This is a genomic window from Caulobacter sp. BP25, from assembly GCF_002737755.1.
Taxonomy (GTDB): domain Bacteria; phylum Pseudomonadota; class Alphaproteobacteria; order Caulobacterales; family Caulobacteraceae; genus Caulobacter.
In genome coordinates this window covers 39,591-57,184 of the sequence record NZ_PEGH01000018.1, presented here as the reverse complement: position 1 = coordinate 57,184, position 17,594 = coordinate 39,591, and the positions used below count along the sequence as shown (strand labels likewise).

Genomic DNA, 17,594 nt, shown 5'->3' with positions numbered 1-17,594 from the left:
GATCTTCTGATCTAGAAGGCGTCCAATACGAAAACGGGCTCCCCGGTCGCCCGGGGAGCCCATCATGATCTTAACAGACCTAGAGCTTAGAACTCTTCCCAATCCTCGGAGACGGCCACCGCCGCCGATCCCGAGCTCCGCCCCGGCCGCGCTGCGGGCCTCGGAGCGGGTCGGGGCGCGGAGGGCGCCGGCGCCGAGGCTCTCGGCGCGGGGGCCAAGGATGGAGCCGGAGCCGACGCCGAGGCTGGAGCGGCCATGGCGGCGCCTTGAGCGACGCGGAACCGGCCGACCATCTCGCTCAGCGAGCGGGCTTCGCTCTTCAGCGAGTGGGTCGCGGCCGTGGCTTCCTCGACCATGGCGGCGTTCTGCTGAACGACCTGGTCCATCTGATTCACGGCGGTGTTGACCTCGTTCAGGCCGGTGGCCTGTTCGGCGGCGGAGGCGGCGATCTCAGTGACCAGGGCGTCGATGGTGGCGACCTGATCGACGATACGCTGCAGCGCCTCGCCGGTCTGTCCGACCAAGTCCACGCCCGCCCCGACCTGCTGGGTGGAGGTCGAGATCAAGGTCTTGATCTCCTTGGCGGCGTCGGCCGAGCGCTGGGCGAGAGCCCGCACTTCCTGGGCGACGACCGCGAAGCCCCGGCCCGCCTCGCCCGCCCGGGCGGCTTCGACGCCGGCGTTCAGGGCCAGAAGGTTGGTCTGGAACGCGATCTCGTCGATCACACCGATGATCTGGCTGATCTGGGTGGACGAGGTTTCGATCTCGCTCATGGCCGAGACCGCCTGACTGACGATCGAGCCCGAACGCTCGGCGTCGGTGCGCGCGGTGGCGACCACTTGCGAGGCCTCCTTGGCGCCCGAGGCGGTCTTGCGCACGGTGGCGGTGATCTCGTCCAGCGCGGCGGCGGTCTCTTCCAGGCTGGCGGCCTGCTGCTCGGTGCGACGCGACAGGTTGTCCGAGGCGTCGGCGATCTCGTCCGTTCCCCGATTGACGCCGCTAGTGGCGTTGCCGATCGCCTTGATGGCGTCCTGCATGCGGTCGGCGGCGGCGTTGAAATTGACCTTCAGGCTCTCGGTCTTCGGCGCGAACGGCGCCACGATCCGGTGGGTCAGGTCGCCCGAGGCCATGTGGTCGAGGGCCTCGTTCAGCGCGGTGATCGCGGCGGCGTCTTCGCGGGCGGCGGCGGCCTTCTCGGCTTCGTTGGCGGCGCGTTCGCCTTCGGCGGCTTGACGCTCATCGGCGGCGGCCTGCTCGATGCGGATCTTCTCGATGGCCGCGTCCTTGAAGTAGACCACGGCCGAAGCCATGTCGCCGATCTCGTCCTTGCGGCCCATGGCCGGAACCTGGACGCTGTTATCGCCGGCGGCCAGGCGACGCATGGCGCTGGTCATCGCCGCGACGGGACGGGCGATGGCGCCGGTCAATAGCAACCCGCCACCGACGGCGATGCCGGCGGCGATCAGGATGCCTACGGCCAGAACGAGGGTCCATTGCAGCATCGCCTTTTTCTGAGCGGCGGCTTCGGCGGCCAGCTCTTCCTCGGCATGCTTGACGATCGCTTCGATCGCGTCCTCGACCGGACCGACGGCCTGATCGGCCACGCCATCGTTACGGACCAGCTCGATCGCCTGGGCGCGGGTGGCCGGATCGGCGCCGAGTTGCTCGCCCGGCTCGATGGCCAGCTTGCGGTAGTTCGCGTAGGCGGTCTCGACGGCGTTGACACGGCCCAGGTCGTCAGTGTCGCCGTCGGCCAGGGTCTTGATGTCGTCCAGCGCCTTGAGGAACTTCGGCTTGTGGGCTTCTTCCAGACGCTTGACGTAGTAGGGGTCGCCGGAAAGCAGGAAGCCCCGCAGCGAGTTCTCCTGGCGCGTCAGGCGGAACGCCGCCGTATCGGCCGCGCGCAGCATCTCGTAGGCTCGTTCGGTCCGCTCAACCGACTGACCCAGATTGACCTTGTTGACGTACAGGGCGGCGCCCATCGCCATGATCGTCGCCAACATGACGGCGAAAACCACCATCAGTTTCTGGGGGATTTTCAGGTTGCCGAAAGACACCGCGCGAACTCCTCGTCCATAGAACGACGGCCGTTCGAAGAGCCTAGACGTCTGAGATGACCGCCTATGCTTAGGATGTGACCGTTGCGCCTAGAATTCGCGCAGACAGGGTTTCAGGGGCATTAACCCTGACGCGACGGAATGTCGCACATGGGTTTATGGTGAACTCATTTTCGGTTCTAGAACACCATTCTAGCGCTAGTGCGCCTCGTCCCAGTTGAGCGCGGCGCGAACTTCGACGGTCAGCGGGACGGATAGAGCAACCGCAGGTTCTGCCGCTTTTTCCATCACATTCGCGATGACCTCGCGCGCCGCCTCGGCCTCGGCTTCCGGGGCCTCGAAGACCAGTTCGTCGTGCACCTGCAGCAGCATTCGGGTCGAGAGACCGGCGTCCCGAAGCGCCGCGGGCATACGGATCATCGCCCGGCGCATGACGTCGGCCGCCGCGCCTTGGATCGGGGCGTTGATCGCGGCGCGCTCGGCAAATTGCCGCTGGCCGACCGACTTGGCTTGGATCTCGGGGATGTTGATCTTCCGGCCGAAGATGGTCGTGACATAGCCGTGCTCACGCACGAAGGCCTTGGTCGCGTCCATATAGGCCTGGATGCCCGGGAAGCGTTCGAAATAGGTCTTGATATAGGCCCCGGCCTCGCCCTGGGGGATGCCCAGCTGGTTGGCCAAGCCAAAGGCGCTGATGCCGTAGACGATGCCGAAGTTGATGGCCTTGGCCCGGCGGCGGATCATCGGATCCATGCCCTCGATCGGCGTGTCGAACATCTCCGAGGCCGTCATGGCGTGGATGTCGAGGCCTTGCTGGAAGGCCTTCTTCAGCTGCGGGATGTCGCCGATGTGCGCCAGCAGGCGCAGCTCGATCTGGCTGTAGTCGGCGCTGATCAGCACCTTGCCCGGCGGCGCGATGAAGGCCTTGCGGATCTTGCGGCCTTCCTCGGTGCGGACCGGGATGTTCTGCAGGTTCGGATCGGACGACGAGAGCCGACCCGTGGTCGTCGCCGCCAGGGCGTAGGAGGTGTGCACGCGGCCGGTGCGCTCGGCGATCGCCGCGACCAGGTTCTCGGTGTAGGTGCCCTTCAGCTTCGACAACTGACGCCAATCCAGCAGCACGCGCGGCAGTTCGTGCTCCAGCGCCAGGCTCTCCAGCACGTCGCTATCAGTGGACCACTGGCCGGTGGCGGTCTTCTTGCCGCCCTTGATCTGCATCTCGCCGAAGAGGACGTCGCCGATCTGCTTGGGACTGCCCAGGTTGAACGGCCGGCCGACCAGCTCGGTGGCCCGCGCCTCGAACTGCGCCATGCGCAGCGAGAACTCGTTGGAGAGCCGGCGCAGGGCTTCGGGGTCAACCTTGATCCCGTCGTTCTCCATCGCCGCCAGCACGGCCGGCATCGGCCGCTCAAGGGTCTCATAGACCGTCAGCAGCCCCTCGCGCGCCAGGCGCGGCTTGAGCACCTCGTAGAGCCGCAGGGTGACGTCGGCGTCCTCGGCGGCGTAGGCGGTCGCCTCGGCCAGGGCCACGTGCTTAAAGCTCATCTGGGCCTTGCCGGTCCCAGCCACCTGCTTGAACGGGATCGGCTTGTGACCCAGCCAGAGCTCCGACAGCTCGTCCATGCCGTGGCCGTGCAGCCCCGCCTCCAGCACATAGCTGATCAGCATGGTGTCCTCGATCGGGGACACCTGGATCCCGTGTCGGGCCAGGACGGCGATGTCGTACTTGGCGTTCTGGGCCACCTTGAGCACCGCCGGATCTTCCAGCAGCGGCTTGAGGACGGCGATGGCCTGATCCAGCGGAATCTGGTCCAGATTGGCGGAGGCCTCGAACGCCAGGCCGTCGGCCTTCTCCTCGTGGCCCAGCGGGATGTAGCAGGCCTCGCCCGGCGCGATGGCCAGCGACACACCGCACAGGCCGGCGGTGGCCGAGGACAGGGCGTCGGTCTCGGTGTCGAAGGCCACCACGCCCTTGGCCGTGGCCTTGTCGACCCAGGCCTTGAGCGTGTCGAGGTCGCGCACGCAGGCATAGGCGGCGTGGTCGATCGTTACCGGCTCGGCGATGGGGGAGGCGGCCGCTCGGGCGGCGGCGCCCATGTAGGAGACCGTCGAGACCGGGGCCTTCGGCGGCGCGGCGGGGCGATCCCCCATGCCTTGGCCGAGCGTTCCCGGAACAGCGGCGGCCGAGCCGTCGCCGACACGGCGGGCCAGGGAGCGAAACTCCATCAGGTCCAGGAACGCGGCCAGCACATCCTTGTCCGCCTCGCGCACCTTCAGATCGTCCAGCGGCTCGGGCAGCGGCGTATCGCAGTCCAGCTTCACAAGCGCCCGCGACAGGCGAATCTGATCGGCGAAGTTGATCAGGGTTTCGCGGCGCTTGGGCTGCTTGATCTCACCGGCGCGGGCCAGCAGCGTGTCGAGGTCGCCGAACTCGGTGATCAGCTGGGCGGCGGTCTTGATCCCGATGCCCGGCGCGCCCGGCACGTTGTCGACGCTGTCTCCGCACAGGGCCTGAACGTCGACGACCTTGTCAGGATAGACGCCAAACTTCTCGAACACCTGCTCGCGCTCGATGCGGACGTTCTTCATCGGGTCGTACATCGACACACCGTCGCCGACCAACTGCATCAGGTCCTTGTCGGACGAGACGATCACCGCCTCGCCGCCCACTTCGCGCGCCTTGCAGGCGTAGGCGGCGATCAGGTCGTCGGCTTCGTAGCCAGGCAGCTCGATGGCGGGCACGCCAAACGCCCGCGTGGCCTCGCGCACAAGCGGGAACTGCGGGATCAGATCCTCGGGCGGCGGCGGACGGTGGGCCTTGTACTGGTCGTACAGGGTGTTGCGGAACGTCTTTTCCGAGTGGTCCCAGATCACCGCCAGGTGGGTGGGCGCATCCCCCTGCATGTCGCGCAGCAGCTTCCACAGCATGTTGCAGAAGCCCTGCACCGCCCCCACGGGCAAGCCGTCGCTCTTGCGCGTCAGCGGCGGCAGAGCGTGATAGGCGCGGAACAGATAGGCCGAGCCGTCGACCAGAAAGAGCCGGAGGGCGGGACCATCCTGCGTCAGGTGCGAAGCGGGCGGGGATTCGGAAACGACGTCGGTCATGGCCGCGAACATAGGGGGACCGGAGAGCCTCGGAAACCCTCTGGCGGGGCGCGATCAGCTGGCATAGGCTCGACCTGGGGTCGAGCATCGCCGTGAGCGTCTCGATGATTGTGTTGGGGGTTCCGGTGCTGTCGCGTCCGCTTGTGCTTGGCCTGATGATCTGTGGCCTATCGTTGTCGTCCGCCCATGCCGGCAACGATGACGCCCAGACGGGCTGGCGCCCCCAGTTCGTGCAACCGGTTCCCCAGGCCAAGATAAAAGCCGCGTTCCCGAAGACCGCCACGACCTCAGGCAAGGCCCTCCTCGGTTGCGTCGCAGCCAAGGATGGCAGGCTCGTCGACTGCAAGGTTCTCAAGGAACTGCCCGACGGCCAGGGGTTCGGAGAGGCGGCGTTGTCGGTCGTCGGCTATGAGCGGATCAAGACGAAGGATCGGGCAGGCGCTTCGGTCGAGGGACGCCCCGTACAGACCAGCTTTGAGTTTCTCGCGCCTGGCGACGCCAATCCTGACTGGATCCGCAAGCCAACCGGACAGGATATCGCCAATGTCTATCCGAAGGTGGCGTTGGAAAAGCGCGTCGGCGGTCGAGCAACCATCAAGTGCCAAGTGACAGTCGAGGGCTTCCTCGACGCCTGCAAGGTCTTGTTCGAAGAACCCGAGGGCATGAACTTCGGCGCGGCAGGCCTGCAACTGGCGCCGCAGTTCAGGATGTCGCCCATGATCCGGGGCGGCAAGGCGACGCCGGGCGGTGAGGTTACCATCCCGATCATCTGGTCAGAACCCATTGGCGTGTCCACGCTGGGCAGCACGCCCGTCGTGCTCGATCCGCCTTGGACACGCGTCCCCAGCCAAGCCGAGGTCGACGCCGCCTGGCCCAAGGGCGCGGCGGGGGTGCAATCGGGTCAAGCCGCTCTGCGCTGCGTGCTAACCAAAACGGGCCAGTTGCGGTCATGCGACGTGATCTCGGAGGCGCCGCGCGGCAAAGGCTTCGGACGCGCCGCCCTCGATCTTTCGAAACTCTTTCAAGTCAATGTCGACCCCAACGACAGAAGCGTTCGGGACTATAAGGTCGACCTGCCCTTCCGCTTCCGCGATCCGAGCCTGCCCGACAATCGCAGGCTGACCAAGCCGCGCTGGGTCACGACCCTGACGGCCGAGGGCATGGCGCTCATCTATCCCGAGGCCGCGATCAAGGCCAAGGTGCTGTCAGGCCGGGCGGCCGCGACCTGTGTCGTGACGGCCGAGGGACGGCTAACCAACTGCGAGGCCGCGCGCGAGAGCCCGGCGGGACTCGACTTCGGCGCGGCCGCGATCAAGGCCGCGTCGACGATGCGCATGAACCCCTGGACCAAGGAAGGCGACACCCTGGACGGACTAACCGTCACCGTTCCCTTCCAGTTCAGCTTCGCCGACGACACGCCCGCCGAACCGGTCAAGCCGGCGCAGGGAGGCCAACCCTGAGCCTTGGGCAGCCCGGCTGATCACAGCGCCAGCTTTCCTCGCCTTGCGGAAAGGGGGCATGAGGCGTAACGGAACGCCGCTCCGCGATCTGTCGCGGACCAGAGTTTTCAGGAGAGCGCGATGGGTTACCGGGTCGCCGTGGTCGGCGCGACGGGCAATGTGGGCCGCGAGATGTTCAACATCCTCGAGGAAGTAAAATTCCCCGTGGACAAGATGCACGCCATCGCCAGCCGCAAATCCATCGGCGTCGAGGTCTCGTTCGGCAACCAGATCCTGCGCTGCGAGGACCTGGAGCAGTTCGACTTCTCGACCGTCGACATCGTGCTGATGAGCGCCGGCGGCGCGATCTCCAAGGCCTGGGGCGAGAAGATCGGCGCGGCCGGTCCGATCGTTATCGACAATTCCAGCCACTTCCGGATGGACCCGGACGTGCCGCTGGTGGTGCCGGAAGTGAACCCGAACGCCGTCGACAAGCTGCCCAAGAACATCATCGCCAACCCCAACTGCTCGACCGCGCAGCTGGTGGTGGTGCTGGCCCCGCTGCACGCCGAAGCCAAGATCAAGCGCGTCGTCGTCTCGACCTATCAGTCGGTGTCGGGCGCGGGCAAAGAGGGCATGGACGAGCTGTGGGAGCAGACCAAGGGCGTCTTCGTCCTGGGCGCGCCGCCCCCCAAGAAGTTCACCAAGCAGATCGCCTTCAACGTCATCCCGCACATCGATGTGTTCATGGAGGACGGCTACACGAAGGAAGAGTGGAAGATGATGGCCGAGACCAAGAAGATCTTGGATCCAGCGATCAAGCTGACCGCCACCGCCGTGCGCGTGCCGGTCATGGTCGGCCACGCCGAGTCGGTGAACATCGAGTTCGAGACCCCGCTGGACGAGGAAGACGTCCGCGAGATCCTGCGCGACGCCGACGGCGTGGAAGTCATCGATAAGCGCGAGGACGGCGGCTACATGACGCCGAAGGAGAGCGCCGGCGAGTTCCCGGTCTATGTCTCGCGCATCCGCACCGACCCGACCGTCGAGAACGGCATCGCGCTGTGGTGCGTCGCCGACAACCTGCGCAAGGGCGCGGCGCTGAACGCCGTGCAGATCGCCCAGCTCCTGCACGACAAGGGCCTGATCAAGCAGAAAACCCCCGCCTGAAGCCCGCGACAAGCGGGTTGAAATCAGGGCTCCCGGGGCAGACGTCCCGGGAGCCCTTTTCATTTCCGACCATGAAGGACGGCGCCATGAAGGACGAAGCATGTCGGCGAGCGTGAACGAGACCCGAGACGAAGGCCGCGCGGCCCTGATCGCGGGCGTCGGCTGCTACACGCTGTGGGGCGTCCTGCCGCTGTACTTCCACCTACTGTCGACAATGGGCGTGGGCTCTTGGGAGATGATCGCCCACCGCACCCTGTGGGCCGCGCCATGGGCGCTGCTGATCGTGCTGCTGGCCCGGCAGGGCGGCCAGGTGGCTGCGGTGCTGCGGCAGCCCAAGACGCTGCTGGTCCTGGCGCTGTCGACCCTGGCGATCTTCGTCAACTGGTCGATCTACGTCTTCGCGGTGAACGCCGGGCACGTGATCGAGACCAGCCTTGGCTATTACATCAATCCGCTGATGAACATGGCGGCCGGGGCGTTGCTGTTCCGCGAGCGGATCAGCCGTGAGGGCGCCATCGCCATCGGCCTGGCCGCCGTCGGCGTGGCCATCCAGACCGCCGTCCTGGGCCACCTGCCGGTGATCTCACTGGGCGTGGCGCTCAGCTTCTGCGTCTACGCCATCCTGCGTAAACAGGTGAAGGCCGACGCCCAGACCGGCCTCTTCATCGAGTGCGCCTATCTGGCCATTCCGGGCCTGCTCTACGTGCTTCACCTGCAATCGACGGGCGCGGGCCATTTGGGGGCGGGCGCGGGCGTGACGACCCTGCTGATGCTGGCCGGCCCGGCGACCGTCGTGCCGCTGGCGCTGTTCGCCTGGTCGGCGCGCCGGATGCCGCTCAGCGCCATGGGCTTCCTGCAGTTCATCGCCCCCACCCTGCAGTTCGCGGTCGGGGTGTCGCTCGGCGAGCCGTTCACCCCGCTGCGGGCGCTGTCGTTCGTGTTCATCTGGCTGGGCGTGGCGGTGTTCGCCTACGGGGCCTGGAAGAAGACGCGGGTTGTGGCCGCCGCCTAAAGCGAAGCGTAGGCGGCCTCGATCAGGCGCACGGCGCGCGGGTCGCCGATCAGGGCGGCGCCTTGCTTGTTCATCACATAGGCCCCCGACACGCCGCGAGTCGGATCGGCGAAGGCGCACGAGCCGCCCCAGCCCGAATGGCCGAACGCCTCGGCCGTCGGGCCATAGAAGAAGTTGGGCTCATTGCGCATGAAGCCCGCGCCCCAGCTGATCTCGTAGGGCAGGACGAGATCCCGCCCCCGGATGCGCTCAGCGGTCGCGGCCTTGATCCCCGCCGGGGTGATCAGCGAGCGGCCGTCCAGGCTCCCGCCGCTGGCCAGCGCCCCCATCAGCCGCGCGAGAGCCGGCGCGGTGGCGTGGCCGTTGGCCGAGGGGATCTCGACCCGCCGCCACTCGGCCGCGCCCTTGCCGCCCGGCGAGGACCAGGGCTTGAAGAAGGCGGCCGTCACGGCGGCGTTGATCTCGCCAAACTGCGGCATGGCCGTGGGGCGCATCAGGTCGGCGACGCGGTCGTGCTCGCTGTCAGGCAGGCCGATCCAGAGGTCCAGGCCTAGGGGTTGGCAGATGTCCTCACGCAGCGCCGTCCCCAGGGTTCGACCATCGACGCGGCGGAAGATTTCGCCGGCGAGGTAGCCGTAGGTGACGGGGTGGTAGCCGCTGGCCGAGCCGATCGGGAACAGCGGCGCCATGGCCGCCAGCTTGGCGCAGGTCGCGTCCCAGTCGAACCAGATGGCCGGATCGGTCTCGTCCGGAAAGCCCGACAGGCCCGCTTGATGCGACAGGGCCTGCTCGACCGTGACGTCCTCTTTGCCGGCTTGCGCGAACTCCGGCCAGACATCGGCGACGCGCTGGTCATAGGCCAAGCGTCCCTCGTCGACGAGACGCGCGACCATCAGGGCCGCCACCGCCTTGGTGGTCGAGAACAGGGCCGTCAGGGTGTCGGGCCCGAACGGGACCTCGCGCTTGCGGTCGGCGAAGCCGCCCATCAGATCGACCACGATCTCGCCGTCGATGGCGAAGGCGAAACGCGCGCCCAGCTCGCCGCCATCCTGGAAATTGGCTTCGAAGACCTCGCGGACGCGGGCGAAGCGCTCGGGGCAGAGGCCGGTGATGTCGGTCATGTCTTAAGCCAGCCGTTCGATGCGGACAGAGGGAGAGGTTTGCTTCAGGCGCGCGCCCATGGCCACGATCGGCAGTTCGGGCGCGTTCCACTGCTTGGCCGCCGCGACGGTCTCAGCGACGCCGCCGACGGCGCGGGCCAGGCCGTGCGACAGGGTCTGGCCCTCAACCACGGCCGCCGCATAGAGCGCGGTGAGGAGGTCGCCGGTTCCGTTGGGCGCCGTGTCGATCTTCGCGTGCAGGGCCAGCCAGGCCTCGTCGGCGGTCGCCAGGACCGCGCCGATCTCGTCGCCGCGCCGCACCGACGAGACCAGGACCGGCTTGCCCAGCTGGCGAGCGGCGCGCAGGGCGGCCGCCGGCTCGCGGGCCTCGGCGCCCGTCAGCCATTGCAGCTCCCAGGCGTTGCAGGCGACGAGGTCGGCGCGGGGGACCAGGGTTTCGGCGATCGCCTTGGCGGTCTCGGCCGAGACGTAGAGCCCCTTGCCCTCGTCGCCCACCGTCGGGTCGACGATCACGGTCGGAGCCGACGCGAAGGCGCCGTCGCGGGGCGCGGCGCGAACGGCGTCGATGGCGCGCGCGGCGGCCTCGACCTGGACGGGGCTGGCGAAGTAGCCGGTGATGACGAGATCGGTCAGGCCAAGCAGGCCGTTGGCCGCGATCCCTTCCAGCATGCCCTCGAAGATTTCGATCGGCGTCGCCGCGCCACCGGGCGGGCCCCAGCCGGGATGGCGGCCAAACAGCACCGTGGGGACGACCATGGCGTCGATCGCGAACGGCGCGAGGGCGGCGGCCTGGGCGGTCGCGCCGACCTGGCTGCCGGCGACGTGGCTGGAGAGGATCAGGGCGAGCGGCATGACCTAGCGATTAGCCGAGGCCCGCGAGCTTGAACAGGCGTGGCGGCTTCCGAAACGCGGAAGGGCCCGCCGCTGGCGCGGCGAGCCCCCCCAAAGTCGAAGGCTTGGCTTTCTTAGTAGCGGTAGTGGTCCGGCTTGAACGGACCCTTCTCCGGCACGCCGATATAGTCGGCCTGGTCCTTGCGCAGCGTGGTCAGCTTCGCGCCCAGCTTTTCCAGGTGCAGGAAGGCGACCTTCTCGTCCAGGTGCTTGGGCAGGGTGTAGACATCGTTCTTGTAGGCAGACTTGTTGGTCCACAGCTCGATCTGGGCCAGGGTCTGGTTGGTGAACGAGGCCGACATCACGAAGCTGGGGTGGCCGGTGGCGTTGCCCAGATTCACCAGGCGGCCTTCCGACAGCACGATCAGCTTCTTGCCGTCCGGGAATTCCACGTGGTGGACCTGCGGCTTGATCTCGTCCCACTTGTAGTTGCGCAGGGCGGCGATCTGAATTTCGGAGTCGAAGTGGCCGATGTTGCAGACGATGGCGTTGTTTTTCATCTTCCGCATGTCGTCCAGCGTGATGACGTCCTTGTTGCCGGTCGCCGTCACGAAGATGTCGGCCTTGTCGGCGACGTCGTTCAGGGTCTGGACCTCATAGCCTTCCATCGCCGCCTGCAGGGCGCAGATCGGGTCGACTTCGGTGACGATCACGCGGGCGCCGCCTTGGCGCAAGCTGGCGGCCGAGCCCTTGCCCACGTCGCCATAGCCGCAGACCACCGCGACCTTGCCCGACAGCATCACGTCGGTGCCGCGACGGATCGCGTCGACCAGGCTTTCACGGCAGCCATACAGGTTGTCGAACTTGGACTTGGTGACGCTGTCGTTGACGTTGATGGCCGGGAACGGCAGCTCGCCCTTCTGGGCCATCTGGTACAGGCGGTGGACGCCCGTGGTGGTCTCTTCCGACACGCCGCCGATGGCCGCGCGAATGGCCGAATAGAAGCCCGGCTTCTCGGCCAGATACTTCTTCATCACGGCGTAGAGGGCCTCTTCCTCTTCGTTCTGCGGGTTGTCGAGGATCGAGGGATCCTTCTCGGCCTTGGGGCCCAGCACGCAGAGCAGGGTGGCGTCGCCGCCGTCGTCGAGGATCAGGTTCGGGTAGCCGCCGTCATGCCACTCGAAGATCTTGTGGGCGTATTCCCAGTACTCGACCAGGTTCTCGCCCTTGAAGGCGAAGACCGGGATGTTGGCGGCGGCGATGGCGGCCGCGGCGTGGTCCTGGGTCGAGAAGATGTTGCACGAGGCCCAGCGGACCTCGGCGCCCAGAGCCGTCAGGGTCTCGATCAGCACGGCGGTCTGGATGGTCATGTGCAGGCTGCCAGCGATGCGGGCGCCCTTCAGGACCTGAGCTGGACCATACTCGGCGCGCGTGGCCATCAGGCCCGGCATCTCGGTCTCGGCGATGGCGATTTCCTTGCGGCCGTAGTCGGCGAGCGAGATGTCCTTGACGATATAATCGGCCACGTGCGGCTCCTGCGGGATGGGGTCTTGCAGCCCTTATATCCCCCCCAGCCCTTCCGAGCAATTAACGCATAAAGATATCCTTATGCGATAGCGGCGCTAGAAGCCCAGTTCGGGCTGAGCCGCGCCAGGCTGCTGCTTCTCAGGCAGGTGGCAGGTGAAGGTCGAGCCATTGCCAGGCTCGCTCTCCAGCGCCACCCAGCCGCCGTGCAGCTCGACCAGCGCCTTAACGAGCGCCAGGCCCAGGCCCGGCCCGCCACGATCGCGGCCGACGAAGCGGTCGAAGATGTGGGCCTGGACGTGGAACGGAACGCCCCGACCGGTGTCGGTGACATCAAGCCGCACCTCGCCCAGGGCCCGGCGGGCCGAGAGGGTGACACGGCCGCCCGGCGGGGTCTGGCGCAGGGCGTTCTCGACCAGATGATCCAGCGTCTGGGCCAGGCGTTTGGCGTCGCCGCGGATCAGGCCGACGTCCTCCTCGCACTCGACGGCCAGGGTCACCGCGCCCAGTTGAGCGTCCTTCAGGGCCCGCTCCTGGGCGTTCATCAAGAGGTCCGAGACGCGGATGTCCTGGATCTCCAGCGCCATCTCGCCGGCGTCGATCTGGGCCATGTCCAAAACATCGTCGATCGAGCGGGCCAGCTGGGTGGCGGCGGCGCGCACGGCGGCGACATGGTTGCGGCCGCGCTCGGAAAGGCCGTCGGCGCGTTCCAGCAGCTCGGAATAGCCGATGATCGTCGTCAGCGGGGTGCGCAGCTCGTAGGAGACATTGCCGACGAAGTCGCGCTTCAGGCGCTCGGCCTCGTCCAGCGCGGCCGAACGGTCAGCCAGGGCGCTCTGCAGGTCGCGGGTGTCGGTGACGTCGGCGAAGGCGATCAGGGTCGCGCCGTCCGGCAGCGGCCGGCTCTGATAGACCACGATGCGGTCGTCCGAGGTGCGCACCTCGCCCGAGGTCGGGGCGCGCATCTGCGGATCGGGATCGGCCACCCGGCCCTTCAGCTCGCGCCAGAACGCCAGGTCGTGCAGGCGCGGCACGCACAGCTCGACCACGCCCTCGAAGTCGCCGGCCGCCTCCAGCGCGTGCGGCGTGACGTTCCAGAAGGTCTCGAAGGCCTCGTTGTGCAGGCGCAGGCGACCGTCCGAGCCGAACACGGCGACGGCGTCGTTCAGCTTGTCCAGCGTGGCCTGCTGCACCTGGATCAGGGCGTTGTACTGGGCCTTCAGGCGCAGCTCGCCGGTGATGTCGGAATAGATCAGCAGCATGCCGCCCAGGGGGTGCGGCTGGCGCACGACCTTCAGCGTCCGGCCGTCGGGCAGGTGCCACAGATCGTCGGCCTGGGGCCCCAGGCTCTCGTAGCGGGCCAGCTCGGCGGCCTTCCAGACGGCGTAGTCGATCGTCTCGGGCAGGCGGCGGCGCTGGCGCAGGCGATCGAGGATCTCGCCGTGGGTCGGACGGTCGGCCAGCCAGGCCGGCTCAAGACCCCACAGCTCGGCGAAGGCGGTGTTGTGGAACGACAGGCGCCGCGTGGCGCTGAAGATCGCCACGGCCTCGGCGATATGGTTCAGGGTCTCGTCGTGGGCCTCGACGTGCTTCTTGAAGGCGTCGCGGACGTCCTCGATCTCGGTCACGTCGGCGCAGAACACACCCACCCCGCCACCTTCCAGCGGCTGGGCCGACAGGCGGAAAGCGCGGCGGCGGCCCTCGAGGTTCACCCAGCGGATCGCCTCACGGCGCTCGCCCTTCTCGGCGGCCTCGATGACCATGGCGTCGACGGCGCGGTCGAAGCTCTTGCCCATCAGCGCCGGGGCCGAGGCCGAGCCGGCCCCCACCGCGCGAACGAAAGCCGTATTGCCCCAGACCGCCTGACCATCCGCGCCGGCGATCCAGGCGGGTTCGACCACGCTGTCGACAAAGGCCGCGAAACGCGTCGCCGAGGGCAGGCCCGCGTCGTGGCCGCTGACCGGCGCCAGGCGCAGCCAGACCATGGCGCCCGCCGCGCGCCCCTCGACGGATACCCAGCCGCCCTGCCCGCGCGCGTCGAAGGCGCAGGACTGGCCACGCTCGAACAGGGCCGAAAGCTTGTGGGCGTGATCGGGATCGGCGCTTCCGAGCGCGGCGACCACCGCCTCGACCTCGGCCGGAACGCCCAGCACCCGAGCGCAGACGGTCAGGCCCTCGGCGCCCGCCATCAGGCTGGGGCGACCGGCCTCGACGCCGATGACGGCCGAATCGAAGGCTTCGACCCAGCCGGGCGCCTCGGCGTCGCCGCTCTGCAGGGCCAGGCGGGCTTTCAACGCCGCGATCCGCGCCTCGAAGCCCCGCCGCTGGCCGAACGCCCAAAGGGCGACGCAAAGCGCGAGGCATACCGCCCCGGCCGCCGCCGCGAGGATCAGGTCATACGAAGTCATCAAAACGGGTCGCTGCCCCAGCGGGTCTTCGAATCAGAATCCCAGATTAGTCGGGTCCTGACCAGAGCGCGATCAAGCCGCCAACGACGCCCCTCGCGATTTCCCCGAAACGGGCGCTGGCGCCGCCCGCCAATCGCTCTATTTGGAAGTCCATGACCTGGTCCGATCGCCTCGCCCCGTCGCTGGACGACTTCGCCGCCCTGGGCAAGGCGGCCTTCGACGCCCTGCCCGACGGCTTCCGCGCGCTGGCCGGCGACGTGGTGATCCGCGTCGACGATTTCCCGGACGAGGAAGTGCTGGACGCCCTGGGCATCCAGGACCCGTTCGAGCTGACCGGCCTCTATCAGGGCGTCGATCTGGGGCAGCGCTCGGTGCTGGACTTCGCGACCCAGCCCTCGCGTGTGTTCCTGTACCGCCGCCCGATCCTCGACGAATGGGCCGAGCGCGGCGATGTCAGCCTGGGCGACCTGATCACCCACGTGCTGGTCCACGAGATCGGCCACCATTTCGGCCTGTCGGACGACGACATCCACCGCATCGAGGACGAGGCATGAGTCTGTTTGACTCCGACATGTGGCGCGAACGCATGGACGAGCGCTGGTTCGACACCGGCGTGGCCATGGCCGAAGCCGGCGCCGTCGATATCGTCGCGATCGAGGACGAGAAGGTCACGGCCCACGTCACCGGCAGCGTCGGCGACCTCTATGTCGTGCAGCTGTGGGCGCCGGCCGGCGAGGGAACCTGCACCTGCCCGGGCTTTGAGAAGTTCGGGGCCTGCAAGCACCAGGCGGCCGTGGTCGCCGCCGCCAACGCCGCCGATCTCGGTAAGGTCCGCGACCGCATGGCCCGCCTGCGCGACGGCCTGGCGGTGGACAGCAAGGAAGCCCTGATCGAGCGCCTCGCCGAGCTGGCCCGCCTGCAGCCGGCCGTGCTGGCGGCGCTGGAGGGGCGCTAGAGCGCCGCCAGCACCCGCTCCGCCCACGTCGGCACGATCTCGCTGGCCGGCCCATACAGCTTCTCGTCGAACATGTAGGCGTTGGCCGAAGGCTCCAGATTGATCTCACAGGTCGACACGCCCATCGCCCGCGCCTCTGCCACGAAGCCGGCGGCCGGATAGACCGAGCCCGAGGTGCCGATCGAGACGAAGAGGTCAGCGCGGCTCAGGGCCTCGTCGATCTCGCCCAGGAATAGCGGCATCTCGCCGAACCAGACGACGTGCGGCCGTGCGCCGTCGGCCCTCCCGCAAGCTCCACAGACGGCCTCGGCGGTCAGATCCGTCATGTCCGGCGTCAGCGCCTGGCAGTGATCGCAGCGGGTGACCGCCAGCTCGCCGTGCATGTGGACCACGCGGGACGAGCCCGCCTTCTCATGCAGGTCATCGACATTCTGGGTGCAGAGGAAAAGCTCGCCGCCGCGCGACGCGAGCTCTGCTTCCAGCCGTGCGAGGGCGACATGGGCGGCGTTGGGCGAGGCCTCGGCCAGATTGGCGCGGCGGGCGTTGTAGAAGGCGCGCACCAGGGCCGGATCGCGCGCGAAGCCCTCGGGCGTGGCGACGTCCCGCAGGTCGTACTTCGTCCAGACCCCGTCCTTGTCGCGGAAGGTTCCCAGCCCGCTCTCGGCCGAGACGCCGGCTCCAGTCAGCACGAAGATCCTCATTCCGAGCCCCTCTTGGTCAACAAACCTGACGCCGCCGTCACTTTTCATTTGACCGGCGTCAAACGTTGAGTTGACACTGTTTAGATCAAAAAAGGCCCGCGCAAGACGGGCTCGCCCACGGCCGATTAGGGAGAGCCGCCATGACGGACAAGAACATTACCAAGGACGCCATGTACGACGCGGTGGCGCCGGACGACTTCGAGGCGATGCTCGAACTCGACCGCTACGGCAACCGCTCGACCGCGTTCGACAAGATCATCTCCGCGACCCACGATCACTTCTGGGATCCGCTGGACAAGGCCTATATCGACTTCGACGAGCCGTTCGACATGGAGAACCAGGCGCTGGTTCCCGAGGACATGGTCATCGCCCTGTCGACCGACTACGTCTCCGACCACCTGTCCGATCCCAAGCAGCGCATCCGCTTCATCAACCAGTCGGTCTTGCGGAACTTCTCGTCGATCCTGCACGGCGAGCAGGGCGCGCTGAACCTGTCGGCCAGCCTCTGCCACGTGCTGAAGGACCAGGGCGCCCAGGAATACGCGGCCAACCAGACCCGCGAAGAAGCCCGTCACGTCACGGCCTTCGCCAAGTATATCAAGGCCCGCTGGGGCCGGCCGGTCGAATGCGGTCCAGCCCTGAAGACCCTGCTGGTCGAGATCATCGGCGCGCCCGAGGTCTACAAGAAGATCATCGGCATGCAGATGCTGGTCGAGGGCCTGGCCATGGGCGCCTTCGCCACCTTCTACAACAAGATCCATGATCCGGTCGGCAAGAGGATGCTGCAGCTGGTCATGACCGACGAGGCCTTCCACCACAAGTTTGGGAAGATCTGGGCCGACCGCACGGTGCCCAAACTGAGCGCGGAAGAGCACGCGATCATCGAGGACTGGGCGGCGCACTGCTTCCAGACCCTGCTGTTCAACCTCGTCTCGCCCCACCAGCAGCTGGATCTCTACGCCGAGTTCGGCCTCGACCCCGACAAGGTGGTCGAGGAGTACGGGAAGATCATGACCGACGACGTGCGTCGGGAGAACATGAAGGAGCAGACCAACATCTTCCGGGTGCTGGTCAAGACGCTGCTCAACGCCGGCATCATCACCGACCGCACCAAGGCCTTCTACGCCATGTACGTCGATCTCGACGAGCTGAAGGGCGAAGGCGAGCGGATGGTCGGCGACGACATCGCCGAAGAAGGCATCCGTCACCTACAGGCGATCAACTTCAAGGACCGGCCAACGGCCGCGATTAATATCGCGGCCGAGTAGCAA

Annotated in this window: 13 protein-coding genes; 6 read left to right on the top strand and 7 right to left on the bottom strand. The window is 67.5% G+C overall.

The genetic code is table 11. The features are described 5' to 3' along the window. Window positions 1-86 precede the first annotated feature (86 nt). On the bottom strand, window positions 87-2,057 hold the full coding sequence (locus CSW59_RS14080; protein WP_099444639.1) for a methyl-accepting chemotaxis protein: 1,971 nt from the start codon (window positions 2,055-2,057) through the stop codon (window positions 87-89). Window positions 2,058-2,255: 198 nt separating this feature from the next. Beyond that, a complete protein-coding gene (gene polA, locus CSW59_RS14075; RefSeq protein WP_201722810.1) occupies window positions 2,256-5,162 on the bottom strand; it encodes a DNA polymerase I in 2,907 nt (968 codons plus the stop codon). Window positions 5,163-5,254: 92 nt separating this feature from the next. Between polA and CSW59_RS14070 the strand changes: the two genes are divergently transcribed. The 3 genes from CSW59_RS14070 to rarD all read left to right on the top strand — a co-directional run bounded on the left by CSW59_RS14070 (window position 5,255) and on the right by rarD (window position 8,783). Next, the gene (locus CSW59_RS14070; protein ID WP_099444637.1) at window positions 5,255-6,622 is read left to right on the top strand and encodes a TonB family protein; all 1,368 of its coding nucleotides are present in this window, start codon (window positions 5,255-5,257) and stop codon (window positions 6,620-6,622) included. 120 nt (window positions 6,623-6,742) lie between these two features. Next, on the top strand, window positions 6,743-7,771 hold the full coding sequence (locus CSW59_RS14065; RefSeq protein ID WP_099444636.1) for an aspartate-semialdehyde dehydrogenase: 1,029 nt from the start codon (window positions 6,743-6,745) through the stop codon (window positions 7,769-7,771). A 100-nt stretch (window positions 7,772-7,871) separates the two neighbouring features. Further along, window positions 7,872-8,783, top strand: a complete 912-nt coding sequence (gene rarD, locus CSW59_RS14060; protein ID WP_099444635.1) for an EamA family transporter RarD — start codon at window positions 7,872-7,874, stop codon at window positions 8,781-8,783. Here the strand turns inward: rarD and CSW59_RS14055 are convergent. The 4 genes from CSW59_RS14055 to CSW59_RS14040 all read right to left on the bottom strand — a co-directional run bounded on the left by CSW59_RS14055 (window position 8,780) and on the right by CSW59_RS14040 (window position 14,667). Continuing rightward, complete coding sequence (locus CSW59_RS14055; RefSeq protein WP_099444634.1) at window positions 8,780-9,904, bottom strand: serine hydrolase domain-containing protein; 1,125 nt, start codon at window positions 9,902-9,904, stop codon at window positions 8,780-8,782. The genes rarD and CSW59_RS14055 overlap by 4 nt on opposite strands. 3 nt (window positions 9,905-9,907) lie before the next feature. Further along, window positions 9,908-10,756: a bifunctional hydroxymethylpyrimidine kinase/phosphomethylpyrimidine kinase gene (locus CSW59_RS14050; RefSeq protein ID WP_099444633.1), complete on the bottom strand. Its 849-nt coding sequence runs from the start codon at window positions 10,754-10,756 to the stop codon at window positions 9,908-9,910. Window positions 10,757-10,869: 113 nt separating this feature from the next. Further along, window positions 10,870-12,261 carry an adenosylhomocysteinase gene (gene ahcY / locus CSW59_RS14045; protein ID WP_099444632.1) on the bottom strand — a complete coding sequence of 464 codons (1,392 nt, stop codon included), beginning with the start codon at window positions 12,259-12,261 and terminating at the stop codon, window positions 10,870-10,872. 96 nt (window positions 12,262-12,357) lie between these two features. Then, window positions 12,358-14,667 carry an ATP-binding protein gene (locus CSW59_RS14040; RefSeq protein ID WP_099444631.1) on the bottom strand — a complete coding sequence of 770 codons (2,310 nt, stop codon included), beginning with the start codon at window positions 14,665-14,667 and terminating at the stop codon, window positions 12,358-12,360. A gap of 152 nt (window positions 14,668-14,819) precedes the next feature. Here CSW59_RS14040 and CSW59_RS14035 point away from each other — a divergent pair, with 152 nt between their 5' ends. Both CSW59_RS14035 and CSW59_RS14030 read left to right on the top strand, forming a co-directional pair. Continuing rightward, window positions 14,820-15,221, top strand: coding sequence for a metallopeptidase family protein (locus tag CSW59_RS14035; RefSeq protein ID WP_099444630.1), 402 nt, complete (start codon window positions 14,820-14,822; stop codon window positions 15,219-15,221). After that, window positions 15,218-15,622 (top strand): SWIM zinc finger domain-containing protein, encoded by a 405-nt coding sequence (locus tag CSW59_RS14030; RefSeq protein WP_099444629.1) that lies wholly within the window; start codon window positions 15,218-15,220, stop codon window positions 15,620-15,622. The genes CSW59_RS14035 and CSW59_RS14030 overlap by 4 nt, the downstream gene beginning before the upstream one ends. On the opposite strand, the gene CSW59_RS14025 is transcribed toward CSW59_RS14030, so the two are convergent. After that, on the bottom strand, window positions 15,619-16,323 hold the full coding sequence (locus tag CSW59_RS14025) for an NAD-dependent deacylase (protein ID WP_369825780.1): 705 nt from the start codon (window positions 16,321-16,323) through the stop codon (window positions 15,619-15,621). The genes CSW59_RS14030 and CSW59_RS14025 overlap by 4 nt on opposite strands. A gap of 140 nt (window positions 16,324-16,463) precedes the next feature. On the opposite strand from CSW59_RS14025, the gene CSW59_RS14020 reads away from it, so the two are divergent. After that, entirely contained in the window at window positions 16,464-17,591 is a 1,128-nt protein-coding gene (locus CSW59_RS14020) for a ferritin-like domain-containing protein (RefSeq protein ID WP_099444627.1), read from the top strand. Window positions 17,592-17,594: the final 3 nt, after the last annotated feature.